The organism is Janthinobacterium sp. C22 (assembly GCF_057919405.1).
The window spans coordinates 1279764-1297007 of sequence record NZ_CP193659.1 but is presented as its reverse complement, the minus strand read 5'-3'; the positions used below and the strand labels follow the sequence as shown (position 1 = coordinate 1297007).

Sequence of the window (17244 nt, the reverse complement as noted above, 5' to 3'; positions counted from 1 at the left end):
CGGCAGGAGCGGGGTACAGGCCTCCGCAGGCATGCACAAAAACATGCCTGGAAGTGCATCTACTGCGAATTAACTTAGTATTTCGGCATGGCGCTGTCGACTTGCAGCGCCCAGGCATGCACGCCGCCCGTCAAATTACTGATCTTGCCAAAACCATTGCGTTCCAGGAAGGCCGCCACTTGCATGCTGCGCATGCCGTGATGGCAGATGCAGACGATCTCGGCGTCTTCATCGAGGTCATCGATGCGCGCAGGAATCGAGTTCATCTGCATCAAGGTGGCACCGTCGAGGTGGCACAGGTCGAACTCCCACTGCTCCCGCACGTCCAGCAAAACAGGACGGGGGCGGGAAGGGTCAGCCAGCCAGGCGGCCAGCTGCGGTGCACTCAAATGCTCCATCGAATCGGTCGCCTCAGAACTGGAAATGCGACGGCGCCACGGCTTGCAGCGGCGGGACATTGGTTTCAAACAGCTTGCGCGTGTCGTAGGCCTTGTCCGAGCTGCGCGTGATCAAATGCGCCGACATGATCGGCGCTTCGCCGATGATGGCCAGGATGCGGCCGCCGACTTTGACTTGTTGCAACAACGCTTCCGGCAGCACGGCCAGGGCGCCGGACACGACGATCACGTCGTATGGCGCACCCTTGCTCCAGCCCTGGGCGCCGTCGCCCAGTTCCACGGTCACGTTGGTCACGCCGTTGGCAGCCAGGTTCTGCTCGGCCAGGGTTTTCAATTGGGGAACGATTTCCACGCTCGTCACGTGACGCGCCTTGTGCGCCAGCAAAGCGGCCATGTAGCCGCTGCCGGTGCCGATTTCCAGCACATTTTCATGCTTCTTGACGGCTACGTCCTGCAAAATGCGCGCTTCCAGCTTTGGCGTGAACATGCATTCGCCGCCGCCCAGTGGAATTTCGGTGTCGACGAAGGCCAGGTTTTTATAGGCGGCGGGCACGAAATCTTCACGCTTGACCACGTTCAACAACTCCAGCACGTCGATATCCAGTACGTCCCATGGACGGATCTGCTGTTCGATCATATTGAAGCGGGCTTGTTCGATATTCATCTTTGGACTCGGTAAGTGAAGTAATAATCCGCCATTTTATCGTTGAACTGGCTGAAAGCACATGTTAACCATAAAGGCGGGGAATGGAGGAAATTTGCGACGATCTGCAGATTTGGGGGGCGAACCTTGGAAAAGGGGTAACTGAACGGTAGTAGCCAGGCCCGGTGCATCAGCTTTTCCCGGGCGCCTCCGCCTGCAGGCTGCGCACGCTCATGTCGATAAAGGCGTCCATATAGGCGAGCGGGTCGATATTCTTGACCTCGCACGGCACGAAGGAGTGCGTCCACATCATGAGCATGGTGACGGGCGCGCTGAGGATGGTGCTGACCAGCACGGGATCGATCTGGCGGAATTCGCCGCGCTGCATGCCCCGTTCCAGCAGGCTGACGATCAGCGCATTGCCGCGCGTGACGACTTCTTCGTTGTAAAACTGCGCCAGTTCCGGGAAATTGTTCGCTTCGGCCAGCATCAGCTTGGTCAATCCGGCCAGTTTGGTGGCGCCGAATTCTTCCCACCACTGCATCATCACCTTGCGCAACAATTCAGCGCTGGTGCTGTCCGAAGCGGCCATGCTGTCTTCCGCCTCGCCGATCGACTGCACGATATTGTCGCGCACCACGGCCTTGAACAGCTCTTGCTTATTCTCAAAGTACAGGTACAGGGTGCCTTTCGACACGCCGGCCCGCTTGGCCACATCCTCCAGGCGCGTCGATGCGAAGCCCCGTTCGACAAACAGGTCGAGGGCGGCGGCGAGCAGTTCCTGCGGGCGGGCATCCTTGCGCCGCTCCCAGCGGGGCTTGGTATCAATCGGGGCTTGCATGTATCTTTCCAAATAACTTACTTTTGAGTCATTAATAGTAGCCCTGTCTATCGGCAAGGTCAAGCGCGGAGCATCGCCCGGAACGCCGAACACGGGTATTGTACGCTCCGTGCCGGCGTTGGCGACACCTCCTCTGGCACCTGCCCCATGGCGCTGGGTGAACCAGAATGCGTTTCAGCCCCCGTTTTACGCAGTTCATCGCATTGGCGTTCAGCAATGACAGGCGCTTTGCTATCTTGGCATCGACAGCACGGCAGCCGCGGCGCGGCAGCCGGCTTATTTCTTGTCCTGACCTAAAACAATCATAAAGGAAACACCATGCGTACCTTGCTGGCCCTGTGCTGTGCCGTTGCCCTCGGCGGTTGCGCCATCGTCATCAATCCCAACGATGGCGAAGTGCGCCATGCGGACTCGGGCGGCAATGCCATCCAGGGCAACGAGCAAATGAGCCGCGACGTGCGCCAGGTCGGCAACATCAACACGCTCGACATCGACAGCATGAAGCGCATCGATATGAAAATCGACGTGCGCGTGGGGCCGGCAACGTCGCTGGTGATCGAAGCGGACAGCAACCTGCAGCCGCGCATCCATAGCGAAGTGAGCGGCAATACCCTGCGCATCTGGAGTGACAGCAACATTCGCAGCGGCAATGGCATCCACGTCATCTACACAACGCCGCAATTGAGGAAGATCACCATTTCCGGCTCGGGCCGCCTGGTGGCCAGCGGTTTCAATGGCGACGATTTCAGCCTGGAGCAGCGCGGTGCGATGAAGAGCGAATTGTCGGGCACGGTGGGGCGCCTCGACGTGGCCAACAATGGCTCGGGCAGCATCAACGCGGCCGCCCTCGCCAGCGGCAACACGGACGCGGTGCAAAACGGTTCGGGCAGTATCCAGCTGGGCAGCGTGCGCGGCGAACGCATCAACGTGGCCGTCAACGGCTCGGGCAGCATCAGCGCCAGCGGCGCCGTGCAGCGCCTCGACGCCAACGTGAATGGCTCGGGCGACATCAACCTGGCCTCCCTGCGCAGCGACGTTGCCTATCTGGCGAGCAACGGTTCCGGCGACGTCGACGTCACCGTGCAGAATGAAGTCAACGCCCGCGCCAGCGGTTCCGGCCGTATCACCGTGCATGGCGATCCGGCCCGCCGCACCCTGTCGGGCAAGCGCGTCAGCATCGTGCGCTAGGCAAGCGGCGGGAAGCGGCAGGCCGCGCCGACTTGCTATACTGTCGGCCCCTGATCCCTTTCCAGCCATCGCCATGCCGTCCTGCGCCTGCTCCCTGGCAGCCGGATGGCAAGCTGGTCGTCCACTAAAGAATAACCATGAACTGCCGCGACCACTGCGGAGCGTGCTGCATCGCTCCCTCCATCACCAGTCCGATACCGGGCATGCCGAACGGGAAACCCGCTGGTGTCCGCTGCGTGCAGCTGGGAGACGATAGCCGCTGCCGCATTTTCGGACAGCCGGAACGGCCGGCGTTCTGCGCAGGATTGCAGCCGTCGGCAGAGATGTGCGGCGCCAGCCGCGAACAGGCGATAAGCTGGCTCGACGACCTGGAGCAGGCAACGGCGCCGCAGACTTGAAGAGAATGCCTAGGCCTTCGGCAACATGGTCAGCACCATGCGGAACTTGACGTCCCCGGACTGCATGCGCTGATAGGCTTCGGCCGCACGTTCCAGCGGCATGGTTACGATATGCGGACGCACGCCGGCCAGCACGCTGAAAGCAAGCGTCTTTTCATTGTCATACGGCGTGCCGGTGATCGAGCCGAGCACGCCGCGTTCGCCCACCACCAATTTACCGGAAGACACGAGCAGCGGATCCTTGCCCGCGCCCAGCACGACCAGCCGTCCGGCTGGCGCCAGGCCATCCATCAGCGCCGTCACGGCCGCCGCGCTAGAAACGGTGGTGATGACCGCCTGCGCCCCGCCATGCGCTTGCAGCACGGCGGCCGCATCCTCGGCCAAGCTGTCGACATACACGTGCGCGCCCAGCTCCAGCGCATCCTGCGCAATATCGCCGCCGCGCCCGATCGCCACCACCTTGAAGCCCATGCGGCGCGCATACTGCAAGGCCATATGTCCCAGGCCGCCGATGCCCAGGATGGCGACCGTATCGCCCGCCTGCGCCCCGCTCTTCTTGAGCGCATTGAAGGTGGCAAGGCCCGCGCACAGGACGGGCGCCGCCTCTTCCGCATCGAGCTGCCCGGGAATCGATACCAGGCCGGTGACGCGCGCCAGCATCATCTCGGCATAGCCGCCGTCGCGGCTGGCGCCCACGAACGGCTGGTCCTGACATAACTGGAAACGGCCTTGGCGGCAGGGCGGGCAGGCGTTGCAGTGGCCGCCCAGACGGCCGACGCCGACGCGCTGGCCGATTTGCCAGATGCCCGGCGTGTGTTCGCCCAGCGCGACGATGCGCCCGACCACCTCGTGACCGGGCACGCGCGGCGGCTGCAGCGCCGGGTCGGCGCCGTCGATATCGGCGCTGTCGGCGCCGCAGATGCCGCAGGCTTCGACGGCAATCAAGACTTCGCCCACGCCGGGCAGCGGCGTGGCGCGCTCGACCAGTTCCAGCACGCCGGGGCGGCTCACTTGCATGGCGCGGTAAGTTGTTTTCATCTTCATTTCTCCTTCATTGAGTTAAGTCACGGAATCGCCGGGCGCTGCTGCGCCGCTTGCCAGGCTTGCACGCCCAGAGCGGCCGCCTCGACCGCGCCGGCCAGATAGCCGGGAAAGCGCGGCGACCATTCGCTGGCGATGGCCGTCAGGCGGCCCTGCCAGGGACCGGCCGCAGGCGCCGCTGCCGGGGCGTGACCGTGCTCGCCGCCGGCGTCGAGGTCGGCGGCGGTGGCGGTCAGCGCATCCTGCGACCAGTCCTTGATGGCATCGGTGCGCGGCGCGGCCGCTTGCGGGCCGAACAGCCGTACCAGCTGGGCCCGGCAATGCGCCAGCAAGATCCCATCGTCCAGGCGCTGGCGCGTGCGTGCCGGCACGGCCAGGAAACCAAACAGGGCAGCGCTGCCGCCCGGCATCGAGGCATCATGGATCTCGCCCAGCGGCCCGCTCTGGCTGCGCGCCGAACCGGACAAGCCCTGTTCGCGCCAGAACGGCCGCTCGTAGACGGCGACGTACTTCGCATGGGGCGCCATCCAGGTGGCGGTGGCGGTCCACCCGCGCGCCAGCGCCGCAGGCAGGGCCGGCTCGTACGCGATACCGGCGGCAGCCAGGCGCGGCGGCAATGCCAGCAACACGTGGCCGGCGCGCCACGCGGTGACGGCGCCCGCCGCATCCGCGCTCGCCACTTCGACGTGCTCGGCCGCATGGCGCAGGCGCAGCACCTGTTGTCCGGTGACGATGCGCGTGCTGCGCAAGGTGCCGCGCAAGGCATCGGTCAGCGCATTCATGCCGCCAATCAGGCGCATCGATGGCGGCGCGCTCGCGTACGTGCGCATGCGCACCGGCGCCTCCCCGCGGCGCGCTGGTACAGCATATCGCCCTGGTCGTACTGGGCGAAGCGCTGCAGCCCCAGCCCGTCGACCAGCTGGTGCAGCGCGCACTGCTGCTCGGGCCAGAACCAGGCCGGGCCCAGGTCGAAGCGGTCGCTGCCGCCAGCTGCCTGCATGCCGGCGATACGCCCGCCGATGAAATCGCGCGCTTCGAGCACGACGACATTGGCCACGCCCAGCCGCTCCAGCAAGTGGGCCGCGTACAGGCCGCTCAGGCCGGCGCCGATAATGATGATGCGTGCGTGTTGCATGCTGATCCTTTCAAAGTCGTGTCCGCCACATGCCGGACTTTCAGGTAAACGGTGGCTCCCTGCGCACCGGCAACGATGGCGGGCAAGGTGCCGGCAGGCAGGCGCATCCAACTGCGCGGCGCGCAGGCATGCTGGCGTGCGTGCACCTCGCCCTCGAGCACCAGCAGTTCCTGGCCGCCGCCTGCCTCGGCCAGCAAGGCTTCATGCGGCATCAGCCGCTGCAGGCTGACCTGCTCGGCAGCATCGTCGAACAACGGACAGACGGCCCGCCCCCGCTGCTCGCGCCAGTTGGCGGGGTCACGGGTGTCGATGCGGACGTGGCGCTGTTCGCGCGGCTGCATCTGCTGCAACTTGACGAAGATCACCGCCCCCGCGCCGCTCGACGGCCGATGGCTGGAGCCGGGCGGATTGCGCAAATACCAGCCGGCGGGATAATCCACGCCGTCTTCGGAAAACGTGCCGTCGAGGACCAGGATTTCCTCGCCGCCCGGATGCCGATGCGGCGGGAAGAAGGATTCGGGCGCATAGCGCACGATGCTCGTTGCGCGCGCTTGCTCGGCGCCGATGCGATCGAGCATGATGCGCTCGACGCCGCCCTGCGGCGACGCGACCCAGCGGTACTGGTGCGGCGCCAGGATGACGGGGCGCGAAAAATCGGCATTGATCAGCATGACAAACTTCCAGAGTTGAAAAAAACGGCCAGCGCCAGCCACGGCATGGCGCCCTGGCCGGCGGTGGCGGCGGCCCGCGCTTACTGCTTCGGCAGCTGTTGGTAGGCTTCCATCACGCGCGCCGAATACGTCAGCGCGGCGCCCGTATTGAGCGCGATCGCCACGCCGAGCGCTTCGGAAATTTCTTCCAGGGTCGCACCGGCTTCCACCGCTTTCTTCGTGTGCACCGAGATGCAGCCGTCGCAACGCGTGGTGATGGCCACCGCCAGCGCGATCAGTTCGTGGATCTTCGGCGCCAGGTGGCCGGTCTTGGCGGCGGCGCCGTCGATGGCCATCACGCCGCGCATCACGTCGGGGCTCTGCGCGGCGTAATCGCCGACTTTTTCCAGCAGGGAGTCGCGGTAGGTGTTCCAGTCTTGCATCATGATTTTTGCTCCAAAAAGGGAATAGTAGGTAGCAGCGGGCGGGTGCCCGCTTACGCCACGGTATAAATGCGCACGTCGGGCGCCGCGTCCAGCAGCGGCGTGAGCGCCACCACCACGTCGCTGTTGAACAGCGCGCTTTGCAGATAGGCATTGGCGTTGCCCACGCTGTCGAAGCCATGCAGCACTTGCACGTCTTCCTCGCGGATCAGCAATTGCTTCGACTGCGCGCCCGCGATGCCGGCCAGGAACGGCGCCTTGTACTGCTGATAGACGCCAGCCGCCGCGGCGCGGTTGGCGTTGGCGATCTTGAGGGTGATTTGCAGATAAGCCATGCGATGCTCCTTGATGATCAGGTGAAGAAAAGGCGGGCAAGGCGGGCTTGCCCCAGGTATTTAGTTGCGGCCGGCCATCACGCCGCCATCGACGTCCCACACCGCGCCGGTCACCCAGGCAGCCTTGTCGGACAGCAGAAACGCCACCACTTCCGCCACGTCCTGCGGCGTGCCCACGCGGCCGATCGGGTGGAAACCGTTGAAGCCCTGCAGCGCCTCATGGACCTCCGCCTTCGGAATAAAACCTTCGTAGATCGGCGTCTGCACGACGGCTGGCGAGACGGCGTTGACGCGAATCTGCTTCGATGCCAGTTCCATCGCCAGATGCTGGGTCAGCGAGTGCAGGCCGGCCTTGGCCATCGAATACGCCGACGATGGCGTGGCGGCGATCGCCTGCTTGCCCCACATCGAGCCGATGTTGACGATAGACCCAGGGCGTCCGCTGGCGACCAGGTGCGCGGCCACCTTTTGCGTGATGAAGAACAAGGCCTTGTTGAGATTCATATACTGGTCGTAGTCGGCGGCGCCGTGTTCGAGGAAAGGTTTGGGGAAGAACACGCCGGCCGCGTTGACCAGCAGATCGATGTCCGCATGCTGTTCGTCCAGCGTTTTGAGCAGCGCAGCCAGGCCCGCGTCGCTCGACAGGTCGGCGGTCACCGCCCACACCGTGCCGAGCGCCGACAATGCCTTGCGCGCCTCTTCGGTTTTCTCTGCGCGGTGGCCGACGATCACGGCGCTGCCGCCTTGCTCCAGCACCACGCGTGCCGTCGCCAGACCCATGCCGCTGGTGCCACCCACGACCAGCAGTTTCTTGCCTTCGAATTGCTTGCTCATTTTCATTCCTTTCCTATGCCCGCCGTCCAGGCAGGCGCTGTTGAAGAAAAACTTCCGGGCAGTTGTGTACTGCCGCGATGCAATGCATTCTGCGCTTGGCGGCGAACGGGAACAAACCAGATTAAATGTCAGTTATTGAAAGAAAATCTTTAGTGGTACGGCTGCGGAGTGACTAAAATAGCCACGCAGAGACGCACAATCACGCGACACCATGGAAGAAAATCATGAAGACACCGATCCATCTGAACGCCTTGCGGGCATTCGAAGCCAGCGCCCGCCACCAGAGCTTTTCAGCCGCCGCCGCTGAACTCAACGTCAGCCCCGCTGCCGTGGGCCAGTTGGTGCGCGCCCTGGAAGACTGGCTGGGCGCGCCGCTGTTCCATCGGCACACGGCGGGCAAGACGCGGCTGGTGGCGACGCAGGCCGCGGAGCGCGCGCTGCCGGATTTGCGCGCCGGCTTTGACCGCTTGCTGCTGGGTCTGGAAAGGCTCAAGGAAGGTTCGCTCAACGGGGTGCTGACGGTGACCGTCAGTCCCGCCTTCGCCGCCAAGTGGCTGTTGCCACGGATTGAACGCTTTCAATCGGTCTGCCCGGAAACCGACGTGCGGCTCGATACCAGTCTGAAGCCCGTCGATTTCGTCTCGCAACGCATCGATATCGGCGTGCGCTACGGCACCGGCAACTGGCCGGGACTGAGCGCCGACAAATTGATGGATGAAGAAGTCTATCCCGTGTGTTCGCCCGCGTTTCTGCAACAGCATGCGCCATTGCGGCAGCCGGCCGACCTGGCGCGGCAAACGCTGATTCACGACCTGTCGATGGATGGCCATGGCGATTTTCCAACGTGGGAAGCGTGGCTGCAGAAGGCGGGCGTGCGCGATAGCGCCGCCTCGCGCGGCATGAAGATCAACAATTCGGCGGCGGTGCTGCAGGCGGCGGCCGAGGGCCATGGCGTGGCGCTGGCGCGCAGCGTGATGGCGCATGACGATATCGCCTCCGGGCGGCTGGTACGCCTGTGCGGCGCGATGACTTTTCTTTCGCCGCTGGCCTACTACGTGGTCTACCGGCCGGAGTCCGCAGGCCTGCCGCGCCTGGCGACCTTTCGCGGCTGGCTGCTGGAAGAGGCAGGCAAGCAGGCCGCCGCGGTTGCACGGTAAGCCAGCCGTTGGCCGCCGTGACGCGCAGATAAGCATTGACCGCGTCTGCACGTTTGCGTATATTCATGCACATTCCTGCATGTTTATAAGTTTATATGTCCGCCACCCTGCTCCTCAAACAACGCCACGCGCTGATCCAGCAACAATTGCATGCCGACGGCCGCGTGCTGGCGCTGGACCTGGCGCGCCAGCTCGACGTGTCCGAAGACACGATACGGCGCGATCTGCGCGAGATGGCGGCGGCCGGCCTGTGCCAGCGCGTGTATGGCGGCGCCCTGCCGCTGGCGCCCGATGGCGGCACCTTGACGCAGCGCAAACAGGAAGCGCCGGAACGCAAGGCGCGCCTGGCGCAGGCCGCCGTGTCCCTCGTGCGCGCGGGCCAGGTGCTGTTTCTCGATGCGGGCTCGACCAACCTTGCCATCGCCGGCGCCTTGCCGCAGTTGGCGCTCACTGTCATCACCAATGCGCCGTCCATCGCCATGGTCCTGATGGAGCGTCCCGAAATCGAGCTGATCATGGCTGGCGGCCGGGTCGACCGCCGCGCCGGTGCCAGCCTGGGTCCGCAAGCGCTGCGCACGGTCGAGCGCATGCATCCCGACTTGTGCTTCCTCGGTGCCTGCGGCGCCGATGCGGATGCGGGCGTGACGGCGTTCAACTACGACGAGGCCGAGTTCAAGCGCAGCATCGCCGGCGCCAGCAAGGCCGTGGTGGTGGCCGCCACCAGCGACAAGCTGGGCACGGCCGCGCCCTTCGGCGTGCTGGCCACGGGCTTGCTGCAGCACCTGGTGCTGGAAGCCGATGCCGACTCTGCCCATGTGGCCGCCTTTGAACGGCTGGGCGTGCAAGTTTTGCGCGCCCGCGCCTGATCTTATCCACCCCGACTCTTGAAAAGCTCCCCCATGCATCTCACCGGCACCCTGCAACAACGCGCCACCCGCCTGGTCTTCTTCGCCGCCGGCCTCGGCATGGCCGCCTGGGCCCCGCTGGTCCCCTACGCCAAGTCGCGCCTGGGCCTCGATGAAGCGACGCTCGGCGTCTTGCTGCTGTGCCTGGGCGCCGGCTCGCTGTGCGCGATGCCGTTTACGGGCATGCTGACGGCACGCTTCGGCTGCCGCAAGGTCATCGCCGCCGCAGGTCTGCTGCTGACCGCCATCCTGCCCGGCCTGGCGCTGGCCGCCAGCCCGCTGCAACTGGGCATGGTGCTGCTGGTGTTCGGCGCGGCCATGGGCACGTTCGACGTGGCCATCAATATCCAGGCCGTGATCATCGAAAAAGCCAATGGCGGCGCCATGATGTCGGGCTTTCATGCCTTGTTCAGCGTGGGCGGTTTCGCCGGCGCGGCCTGCATGGCCCTGCTGCTGTGGCTGGGCCTGACGCCGGCCTGGTCGTGTGGCGTGGTGATGCTGCTGCTGTGCGGCGTGCTGGGTGCGGCGCAAGGCCACTTGCTGCCGACCGCCTCGGCTTCCGGCGAAAAGACGCCGCTGTTCGTCATGCCGCACGGCGCCGTCATTTTCATCGGCTTGCTGTGCTTTATCGTCTTCCTGGCCGAAGGCGCGATTCTCGACTGGAGCGCCCTGTTCCTGACCACCACGCGCGGCGTGGAAGAAGCCAAGGGCGGCCTCGGCTACGCCGCCTTCGCCATTGCCATGACGATAGGCCGCTTCACGGGTGACAAGGTGGTCAGCCGCTTTGGCGGCAAGCGTGTGCTTACTTTCGGCGGCTTGTGCGCGGCCAGCGGCTTCTTCCTGGCCGTGCTGGCGCCGCACGCCAGCCTGGCCATGGCCGGCTTCGTGCTGATCGGCCTGGGTGCGGCAAACATCGTGCCCATCCTGTTTACGGCGGCGGGCAACCAGCATGCGATGCCGGCCAGCCTGGCCGTGGCGGCCATCACCACCATCGGCTATGCGGGCATCCTGGCCGGACCGGCCGTGATCGGCTTCGTGGCGCACGCCACCAGTCTGAATATCGCCTTCGCCATGCTGGGCGCCGCCCTGCTGCTGGTGGCCGCCAGCGCGCGCCTGGTGGCGCCGGCAAAACAGGCATCCTGATCGTCCCTCCCGCCTGTCGGACGGCGCTAAAAAGCGCCGCCCGACAGCGTCCAAATAAGGTCCGCAGGCCTGCGGCGTGGTAAGCTTCGACCCCGCGCACATTGCTGGCGCCAAGCGGTCACCCCATCCTGTCAATTACACCCTTGTATACATCTATGGATCTCATTCTTGCGTTAAAAGCCATCATCATGGGGCTGGTCGAAGGTTTCACCGAATTCTTGCCTATTTCGTCCACGGGACATCTGATCCTGGCCGGCAGCCTGCTCGACTTTACCAAGGATGTCTCGAAAGAGGTCATGGATGTCTTCGAGATCGCCATCCAGGCCGGCGCCATCCTGGCCGTGTGCTGGGAATACCGCCAGCGCATCGGCAGCGTGCTGACCACCTTCGGCAGCGAAGCCAAATCGCGCAAGTTCGTGCTGAACGTGGCCATCGCCTTCCTGCCGCTGGCCATCATCGGCTTAGGCGTAGGCAAGATGATCAAGCATGCGCTGTTCAAGCCTGTACCGGTCGCCATGGCCTTCATCATCGGTGGCATCGTGATTTTGCTGGTCGAGCGCCGCGCGCGCACCAACCCCGTCACCGTGCGCGTCAACTCGGTCGATGAAATGACGCCGTTCGACGCCTTGAAAGTGGGCTGCGCGCAGGCGTTCGCGCTGATTCCCGGCACCAGCCGTTCCGGCTCGACCATCATCGGCGGCATGCTGCTGGGCCTGTCGCGCAAGACGGCCACCGAATTCTCGTTCTTCCTGGCCATCCCCACCCTGCTGGCGGCCACCTTCTACTCGCTGTACAAAGCGCGCGACATCCTGTCGGCCACCGACGTGCCCCTGTTCGGCCTGGGCACCGTGTCCGCCTTCATCTCCGCCTTCCTGTGCGTGCGCTGGCTGCTGCGCTATATCAGCTCGCACGACTTCACGTTTTTTGCCTGGTACCGCATCGTGTTCGGCCTGCTGGTGTTGGCCAGCGCCCACTACGGCTGGGTTGTTTGGGCAGAATAAGGCACTATGAATCAAGATCTTAACCAGCGCGCGCTGCACCTGCTGCAAACCGTTTTCGGCTACCCGGCCTTCCGCGGCCAGCAGGCCGACATCGTCGACCACGTCAGCCATGGCGGCGACGCGCTGGTGCTGATGCCCACGGGCGGCGGCAAGTCGCTGTGCTACCAGATTCCCGCGCTGCTGCGCGATGGCGTGGGCGTCGTCGTCTCGCCGCTGATCGCGCTGATGCAGGACCAGGTCGACGCGCTGGAAGAGGTCGGCGTGCGCGCCGCCTTCCTCAATTCCACGCAAACCTACGAAGAAGCGAGCCGCATCGAGCGCCTGGTGCGCACGGGCGGCATCGACGTCGTCTACGTGGCGCCCGAGCGCCTGATGACGCAGCGCTGCCTGGACCTGTTCCAGGCCTCGAAGATCGCCCTGTTCGCCATCGACGAGGCGCATTGCGTGGCCCAGTGGGGCCACGACTTCCGTCCCGAATACATCAAGCTGTCGGTGCTGCACGAGCAGTTCCCGGACGTGCCGCGCATCGCGCTCACGGCCACGGCCGACCCGCAGACGCGCGCCGAAATCGCCCTGCGTTTGCAGCTGGAAGACGCGCGCCAGTTCGTCTCGTCCTTCGACCGTCCGAACATCCGCTACCAGATCGTGGAAAAGGCCAACGGCCGCAAGCAGCTGCTCGACTTCATCAACACGGAACACGCGGGCGACTGCGGCATCGTGTACTGCCTGTCGCGCAAAAAAGTCGAAGAGACGGCGGAGTTTTTGAACCAAAGCGGCATCCGCGCCCTGCCCTATCACGCCGGCATGGAGTACGCCAAGCGCAGCGCCAACCAGGCGCGCTTCCTGCGCGAAGAAAACATCGTCATGGTCGCCACCATCGCCTTCGGCATGGGCATCGACAAGCCCGACGTGCGCTTCGTGGCGCATCTGGATCTGCCAAAAAGCATCGAGGGCTATTACCAGGAAACGGGGCGCGCGGGCCGCGACGGCATGGCCGCCAACGCCTGGATGGCGTACGGCTTGCAGGACGTGGTGCTGCAGCGGCGCATGATCGACGAATCCGAAGCGGACGACACCTTCAAGCGCGTGCTGGGCGTGAAACTCGACGCCATGCTGGGCCTGTGCGAAACGCTCAGCTGCCGCCGCATGCGCCTGCTCGAATACTTCGGCGAACCGGCTTCGCCATGCGGCAATTGCGACACCTGCCTGGTGCCGCCCGTATCGTTCGACGGCACGGTGCCCGTGCAAAAACTGCTGTCGGCCATCTACCGCGTCGACCAGCGCTTCGCCGGCGGCCACGTGATCGACGTGCTGCGCGGCGTGGAGTCCGAACGCATCAAGACCTGGCACCACGATTCCCTGTCCGTCTTCGGCATCGGCTCGGACCTGGGCGAAGCGGAATGGAAATCGATTTTGCGCCAGGCCATCGCGCTGGGCCTCGTCTCGGTCGACCATGAACAATACAGCTCGCTGAAACTGACGGACGCCTCGCGCCCCGTGCTCAAGGGCGGCCAGAAGGTGCAGCTGCGCCAATACCAGAAACCGGTGAAGACCAGCAAGCGCAGCACCAGCGTGGCGAAGGGCTATGTCGAGACGGATTTGTCCACCAGCGAGCAGGCGATCTTCGACAAGCTGCGCTGGTGGCGCGTGGAAACGGCGCGCACGCACAACGTGCCCGCCTACGTGATTTTCGTCGACGCCACCCTGCGCGAAATCGCCAAGGCCAAACCCACCTCGCTCGAGCAGATGCGCGGCGTGAGCGGCGTGGGCGAGAAAAACTGGCCTCGTACGGCGACGAAATCGTCGCCATGATCCTGGAGATGATTTGATGGAAGCACTCTCGTCCGACCTGATCTATCAGGCCGTGAAAATCCTCGGCGCCCAGCCCGACGCAGAAGACGCGGTGGAAGCGCAAGTACGTGTCCTGGTGCGGGACGAGCTCACCGTGCGCCGCCTGGCCGACGTGGTGCCTGAAGCCTTCGGCCTGGTGCTGGCGGCGCACCTTCCCGGCGCCGACAACATGACCCTGCCCGACACGTTCCGCGCGCAGGACGAGGACGGCGAATGGGTGGAGTTCCCCCTGCGCCGCGAACCGATCTTTGTCGTCGCCGCGGATATCGCCCAGCATACCTTCCACAACGGCCCGCGCGCCCTGATAAAAAATCTCGCCGACCGCAGCTCCTTGCTGTCGGCCATCAACAAGGCACTGAACGCGGGCGGCTCGCTCGATGGCACGACCCTGGGTCCGCCGTCCTTCTTCGGCCTGCCCGCCGCCCTGTACCAGCCGGCGGCCGCCCCGATACGCCCTGACCACGCCACCTAGCCCCTGCCCTTGATAAGAGAACGCCGCCGCGATGGAAACCAAATGGCTGGAAGACTTCATCTCGCTCGCTGAAACGCATAATTTCAGCCGTTCCGCGGCCCTGCGCCACGTCACCCAGCCGGCATTCTCGCGGCGCATCCAGTCGCTGGAAAACTGGCTCGGCATCGACCTGGTCGACCGCACCTCGTATCCCACGCGCCTGACGCCGGCCGGCGCCGTGTTCTACGAGCAGGCGCTGGAAATGCTGGGGCAGATCAACGGCGTGCGCGCCCTGTTGCGCGGCAAGCGCGCGGCCACGCAAACGAGCGTCGATTTCGCCGTGCCGCACACCCTGTCGCTGACCTTCATGCCGAAGTGGCTGACGGCGCTGGAAGAAGGTTTCGCGCCCATCAACAGCCGCCTGATGGCGCTGAACGTGCACGACGCCGTGCTGCAACTGGTCGACGGCGGCTGCGACCTGCTGCTGTGCTATCACCATCCGCGCCAGCCGGTGCAGCTGGACCCGGGCCGCTACGACATGCTGGTGATGGGCCGCGAAACCCTGCGTGCGTATGCGCGCTGCGGCCAGGACAAGGTGCCGGATTTCGTCCTGCCGGGCAGCGCCAAGGAGCCGCTGCCCTTCCTTTCCTACACCAGCAACGCCTACCTGGGGCGCATGGTGGAACTGCTGCTGGCCGATGCCAAGGCGCCCCTGTTCCTGGAAACCTGCTACGAAACGGACATGGCCGAAGGCTTGAAAATGATGGCGCTGGAAGGACGCGGCATCGCCTTCCTGCCCGAATCGGCCGTCATGCGCGACGTCAAATACAAGCACCTGGCGCGCGCCGACGGCGGCGCGCCAGGCTGGGAAATCGAGCTGGAAATCCGCTTGTACCGCGAACGCCCCTCCAGCCTGCGCCCCGGCAAGCAGATCGTCGAAAGCCTGTGGCAATACCTGGTGCAGTCGCAGGAAAGCGCCGCGCGCGGCGGAAAAAACGCCGGCGCGCAGCCTTCACCGCAATTCCATCCTGACCCCCAATCTATGCAATAAATGCATAACCGGATGCGCACAAAGCATTGGCCGGGGCATGAGGCTATCGCCTACGATGCGGTTCCGCTGCGCGCAACTCAATTGATTGCGCCTACCACAGCATTTTTGAATGCCAGGAAAAATCGTAGCGAGCGGCAGTGATTTGTGGCCGAGAAGCGCAGCTGTACGAAGGTACAGCGAGCATCGCCGGCCGCAAAGCACGACGCGCAGTAGATTTTTCGGCATTACACCACCGTTTTGTCCAGGAGCTTATCAAGCATGACCAGCAAGCACGCACTTCCTTCCTACCTCAATCCTGAAGACCTGGGCCCATGGGGCGTCTACCTCGAGCAGATCGACCGCGTTACGCCTTACCTGGGCAACCTGTCGCGCTGGGTGGAAACGCTGAAGCGTCCAAAGCGCATCTTGACGGTCGACGTGCCTATCGAGCGCGATGACGGTACCATTGCCCACTACGAAGGCTACCGCGTGCAGCACAACCTGTCGCGCGGCCCAGGCAAGGGCGGCGTGCGCTTCCACCAGGACGTGACCCTGTCGGAAGTAATGGCTCTGTCGGCCTGGATGACGGTCAAGAACGCGGCGGTCAACGTGCCATACGGCGGCGCCAAGGGCGGTATCCGCGTCGATCCGAAGACCCTGTCGCGCAACGAACTGCAACGCCTGACCCGCCGCTACACGAGCGAAATCAGCATGATCATCGGACCGAACAAGGATATCCCGGCGCCGGACGTCAACACGAACGAACAAGTCATGGCGTGGATGATGGACAGCTACGCCATGATCGGCGGCAATATGTCGACCGGCGTGGTGACGGGCAAACCGATCTCGCTGGGCGGCAGCCTGGGCCGCCGCGATGCGACGGGCCGCGGCGTGTTCGTCGTCGGTTGCGATGCGGCCGCCAAGGTCGGCATGTCGCTCGAAGGCGCGAAAGTCATCGTGCAAGGTTTCGGCAACGTGGGCGGCGTCGCCGCACGCATGTTCGCTGAAGCCGGCTCGAAAGTCGTGGCGGTACAAGACCACAAGACCACTGTGGTGCATGCCGGCGGCCTGAACATCCCGCAACTGCTGGCACACGTGGCCGAAGTGGGCAGCGTCGAAGGCTTCCCGGGCGCCGAGGCATTCGTGCCGCGCGAAGATTTCTGGGGCATCGATTGCGACATCCTGATCCCGGCCGCGCTGGAACAGCAGATCACGGCTGAACGCGCACAAGTCATCCGCGCCAAGATCATCCTGGAAGGCGCCAACGGCCCGACCCTGCCGGCAGCGGACGACATCCTGACCGACCGCGGCGTATTGATCGTGCCGGACGTGCTGGCCAACGCCGGCGGCGTGACCGTCAGCTACTTCGAGTGGGCGCAGAACTTCTCGAGCTTCTTCTGGACGGAAGAAGAAATCAACAGCCGCCTGACCCGCATCATGCGCGAAGCGTTCGACGCCGTATGGCAAGTGTCGCAAGAGAAGAAAGTGTCGATGCGTACCGCCACCTTCATCCTGGCGTGCACGCGCGTGCTGCAGGCGCGCGAAGTACGCGGCCTGTATCCATAATGGCTGCCTGAGAAAATGCCTGGGGCGTTGTTGCCTGCCCCTCGCCGTACTGGCGTACTGTCTTCGGGGCGGCGCCTAGCCCCGACATTTTCAGGCGCCATTACTACCTTTGACGCCATTGGTTTAATGGCGCTCAAAAAAATCCCGCCACACTTGCGTGTGAGCGGGATTTTTTGTCTGGGCGGCGCATGGCAACGCTGACCGGATAAGGCGCTGAAAAATCGGCGGGCGAAT

General features: G+C 64.5%; 19 protein-coding genes and 1 pseudogene. 10 read left to right on the top strand and 10 right to left on the bottom strand.

Going from position 1 to position 17244, the window contains the following annotated elements; genetic code table 11:
* Positions 1 to 74: 74 nt before the first annotated feature.
* From ACRHIG_RS05930 to ACRHIG_RS05920, 3 genes are all read right to left on the bottom strand, one after another.
* Positions 75 to 398 carry a rhodanese-like domain-containing protein gene (locus ACRHIG_RS05930; protein ID WP_219132534.1) on the bottom strand — a complete coding sequence of 108 codons (324 nt, stop codon included), beginning with the start codon at positions 396 to 398 and terminating at the stop codon, positions 75 to 77.
* A gap of 13 nt (positions 399 to 411) precedes the next feature.
* Complete coding sequence (locus ACRHIG_RS05925) at positions 412 to 1062, bottom strand: protein-L-isoaspartate O-methyltransferase family protein (RefSeq protein ID WP_475417537.1); 651 nt, start codon at positions 1060 to 1062, stop codon at positions 412 to 414.
* A gap of 169 nt (positions 1063 to 1231) precedes the next feature.
* A complete protein-coding gene (locus tag ACRHIG_RS05920; RefSeq protein WP_489629641.1) occupies positions 1232 to 1882 on the bottom strand; it encodes a TetR/AcrR family transcriptional regulator in 651 nt (216 codons plus the stop codon).
* A 318-nt stretch (positions 1883 to 2200) separates the two neighbouring features.
* On the opposite strand from ACRHIG_RS05920, the gene ACRHIG_RS05915 reads away from it, so the two are divergent.
* Together ACRHIG_RS05915 and ACRHIG_RS05910 are read left to right on the top strand one after the other, a co-directional pair.
* Entirely contained in the window at positions 2201 to 3070 is an 870-nt protein-coding gene (locus tag ACRHIG_RS05915; RefSeq protein ID WP_489629640.1) for a head GIN domain-containing protein, read from the top strand.
* Between the two features lie 137 nt (positions 3071 to 3207).
* The gene (locus tag ACRHIG_RS05910) at positions 3208 to 3468 is read left to right on the top strand and encodes a YkgJ family cysteine cluster protein (protein WP_489629639.1); all 261 of its coding nucleotides are present in this window, start codon (positions 3208 to 3210) and stop codon (positions 3466 to 3468) included.
* Between the two features lie 9 nt (positions 3469 to 3477).
* Here the strand turns inward: ACRHIG_RS05910 and ACRHIG_RS05905 are convergent, their stop codons facing one another.
* The 7 genes from ACRHIG_RS05905 to ACRHIG_RS05875 form a co-directional block, all read right to left on the bottom strand.
* Positions 3478 to 4506, bottom strand: a complete 1029-nt coding sequence (locus ACRHIG_RS05905; RefSeq protein WP_489629638.1) for an alcohol dehydrogenase — start codon at positions 4504 to 4506, stop codon at positions 3478 to 3480.
* 26 nt (positions 4507 to 4532) lie between these two features.
* Positions 4533 to 5339: an FAD-dependent oxidoreductase gene (locus ACRHIG_RS05900; RefSeq protein WP_489630751.1), complete on the bottom strand. Its 807-nt coding sequence runs from the start codon at positions 5337 to 5339 to the stop codon at positions 4533 to 4535.
* Positions 5300 to 5644, bottom strand: a complete 345-nt coding sequence (locus ACRHIG_RS05895; protein ID WP_489629637.1) for an FAD-dependent oxidoreductase — start codon at positions 5642 to 5644, stop codon at positions 5300 to 5302. The genes ACRHIG_RS05900 and ACRHIG_RS05895 overlap by 40 nt, the downstream gene beginning before the upstream one ends.
* Entirely contained in the window at positions 5605 to 6315 is a 711-nt protein-coding gene (locus ACRHIG_RS05890) for a cupin domain-containing protein (protein WP_475417542.1), read from the bottom strand. The genes ACRHIG_RS05895 and ACRHIG_RS05890 overlap by 40 nt, the downstream gene beginning before the upstream one ends.
* A gap of 80 nt (positions 6316 to 6395) precedes the next feature.
* The gene (locus ACRHIG_RS05885) at positions 6396 to 6740 is read right to left on the bottom strand and encodes a carboxymuconolactone decarboxylase family protein (RefSeq protein ID WP_070220483.1); all 345 of its coding nucleotides are present in this window, start codon (positions 6738 to 6740) and stop codon (positions 6396 to 6398) included.
* Between the two features lie 50 nt (positions 6741 to 6790).
* Positions 6791 to 7072, bottom strand: coding sequence for a hypothetical protein (locus ACRHIG_RS05880; protein WP_070220486.1), 282 nt, complete (start codon positions 7070 to 7072; stop codon positions 6791 to 6793).
* Positions 7073 to 7132: 60 nt separating this feature from the next.
* Positions 7133 to 7906 carry an SDR family NAD(P)-dependent oxidoreductase gene (locus ACRHIG_RS05875; protein ID WP_489629636.1) on the bottom strand — a complete coding sequence of 258 codons (774 nt, stop codon included), beginning with the start codon at positions 7904 to 7906 and terminating at the stop codon, positions 7133 to 7135.
* A gap of 224 nt (positions 7907 to 8130) precedes the next feature.
* Between ACRHIG_RS05875 and gcvA the strand changes: the two genes are divergently transcribed.
* The 8 genes and pseudogenes from gcvA (at position 8131) to ACRHIG_RS05835 (ending at position 17010) form a co-directional block, all read left to right on the top strand.
* Positions 8131 to 9063, top strand: coding sequence for a transcriptional regulator GcvA (gene gcvA, locus ACRHIG_RS05870; RefSeq protein WP_070220488.1), 933 nt, complete (start codon positions 8131 to 8133; stop codon positions 9061 to 9063).
* A 95-nt stretch (positions 9064 to 9158) separates the two neighbouring features.
* Positions 9159 to 9929, top strand: a complete 771-nt coding sequence (locus ACRHIG_RS05865) for a DeoR/GlpR family DNA-binding transcription regulator (protein ID WP_489629635.1) — start codon at positions 9159 to 9161, stop codon at positions 9927 to 9929.
* Positions 9930 to 9962: 33 nt separating this feature from the next.
* On the top strand, positions 9963 to 11111 hold the full coding sequence (locus ACRHIG_RS05860; RefSeq protein ID WP_489629634.1) for an MFS transporter: 1149 nt from the start codon (positions 9963 to 9965) through the stop codon (positions 11109 to 11111).
* Positions 11112 to 11266: 155 nt separating this feature from the next.
* Complete coding sequence (locus ACRHIG_RS05855) at positions 11267 to 12112, top strand: undecaprenyl-diphosphate phosphatase (protein ID WP_489629633.1); 846 nt, start codon at positions 11267 to 11269, stop codon at positions 12110 to 12112.
* Between the two features lie 6 nt (positions 12113 to 12118).
* Positions 12119 to 13941: pseudogene (gene recQ / locus ACRHIG_RS05850) on the top strand (DNA helicase RecQ).
* Positions 13938 to 14435 carry a hypothetical protein gene (locus ACRHIG_RS05845; protein ID WP_489629632.1) on the top strand — a complete coding sequence of 166 codons (498 nt, stop codon included), beginning with the start codon at positions 13938 to 13940 and terminating at the stop codon, positions 14433 to 14435. The pseudogene recQ and the gene ACRHIG_RS05845 overlap by 4 nt, the downstream one beginning before the upstream one ends.
* A gap of 31 nt (positions 14436 to 14466) precedes the next feature.
* Entirely contained in the window at positions 14467 to 15465 is a 999-nt protein-coding gene (locus ACRHIG_RS05840) for a LysR family transcriptional regulator (RefSeq protein ID WP_489629631.1), read from the top strand.
* 258 nt (positions 15466 to 15723) lie between these two features.
* The gene (locus ACRHIG_RS05835; RefSeq protein ID WP_034785857.1) at positions 15724 to 17010 is read left to right on the top strand and encodes a Glu/Leu/Phe/Val family dehydrogenase; all 1287 of its coding nucleotides are present in this window, start codon (positions 15724 to 15726) and stop codon (positions 17008 to 17010) included.
* The last annotated feature ends 234 nt before the right edge of the window (positions 17011 to 17244 follow it).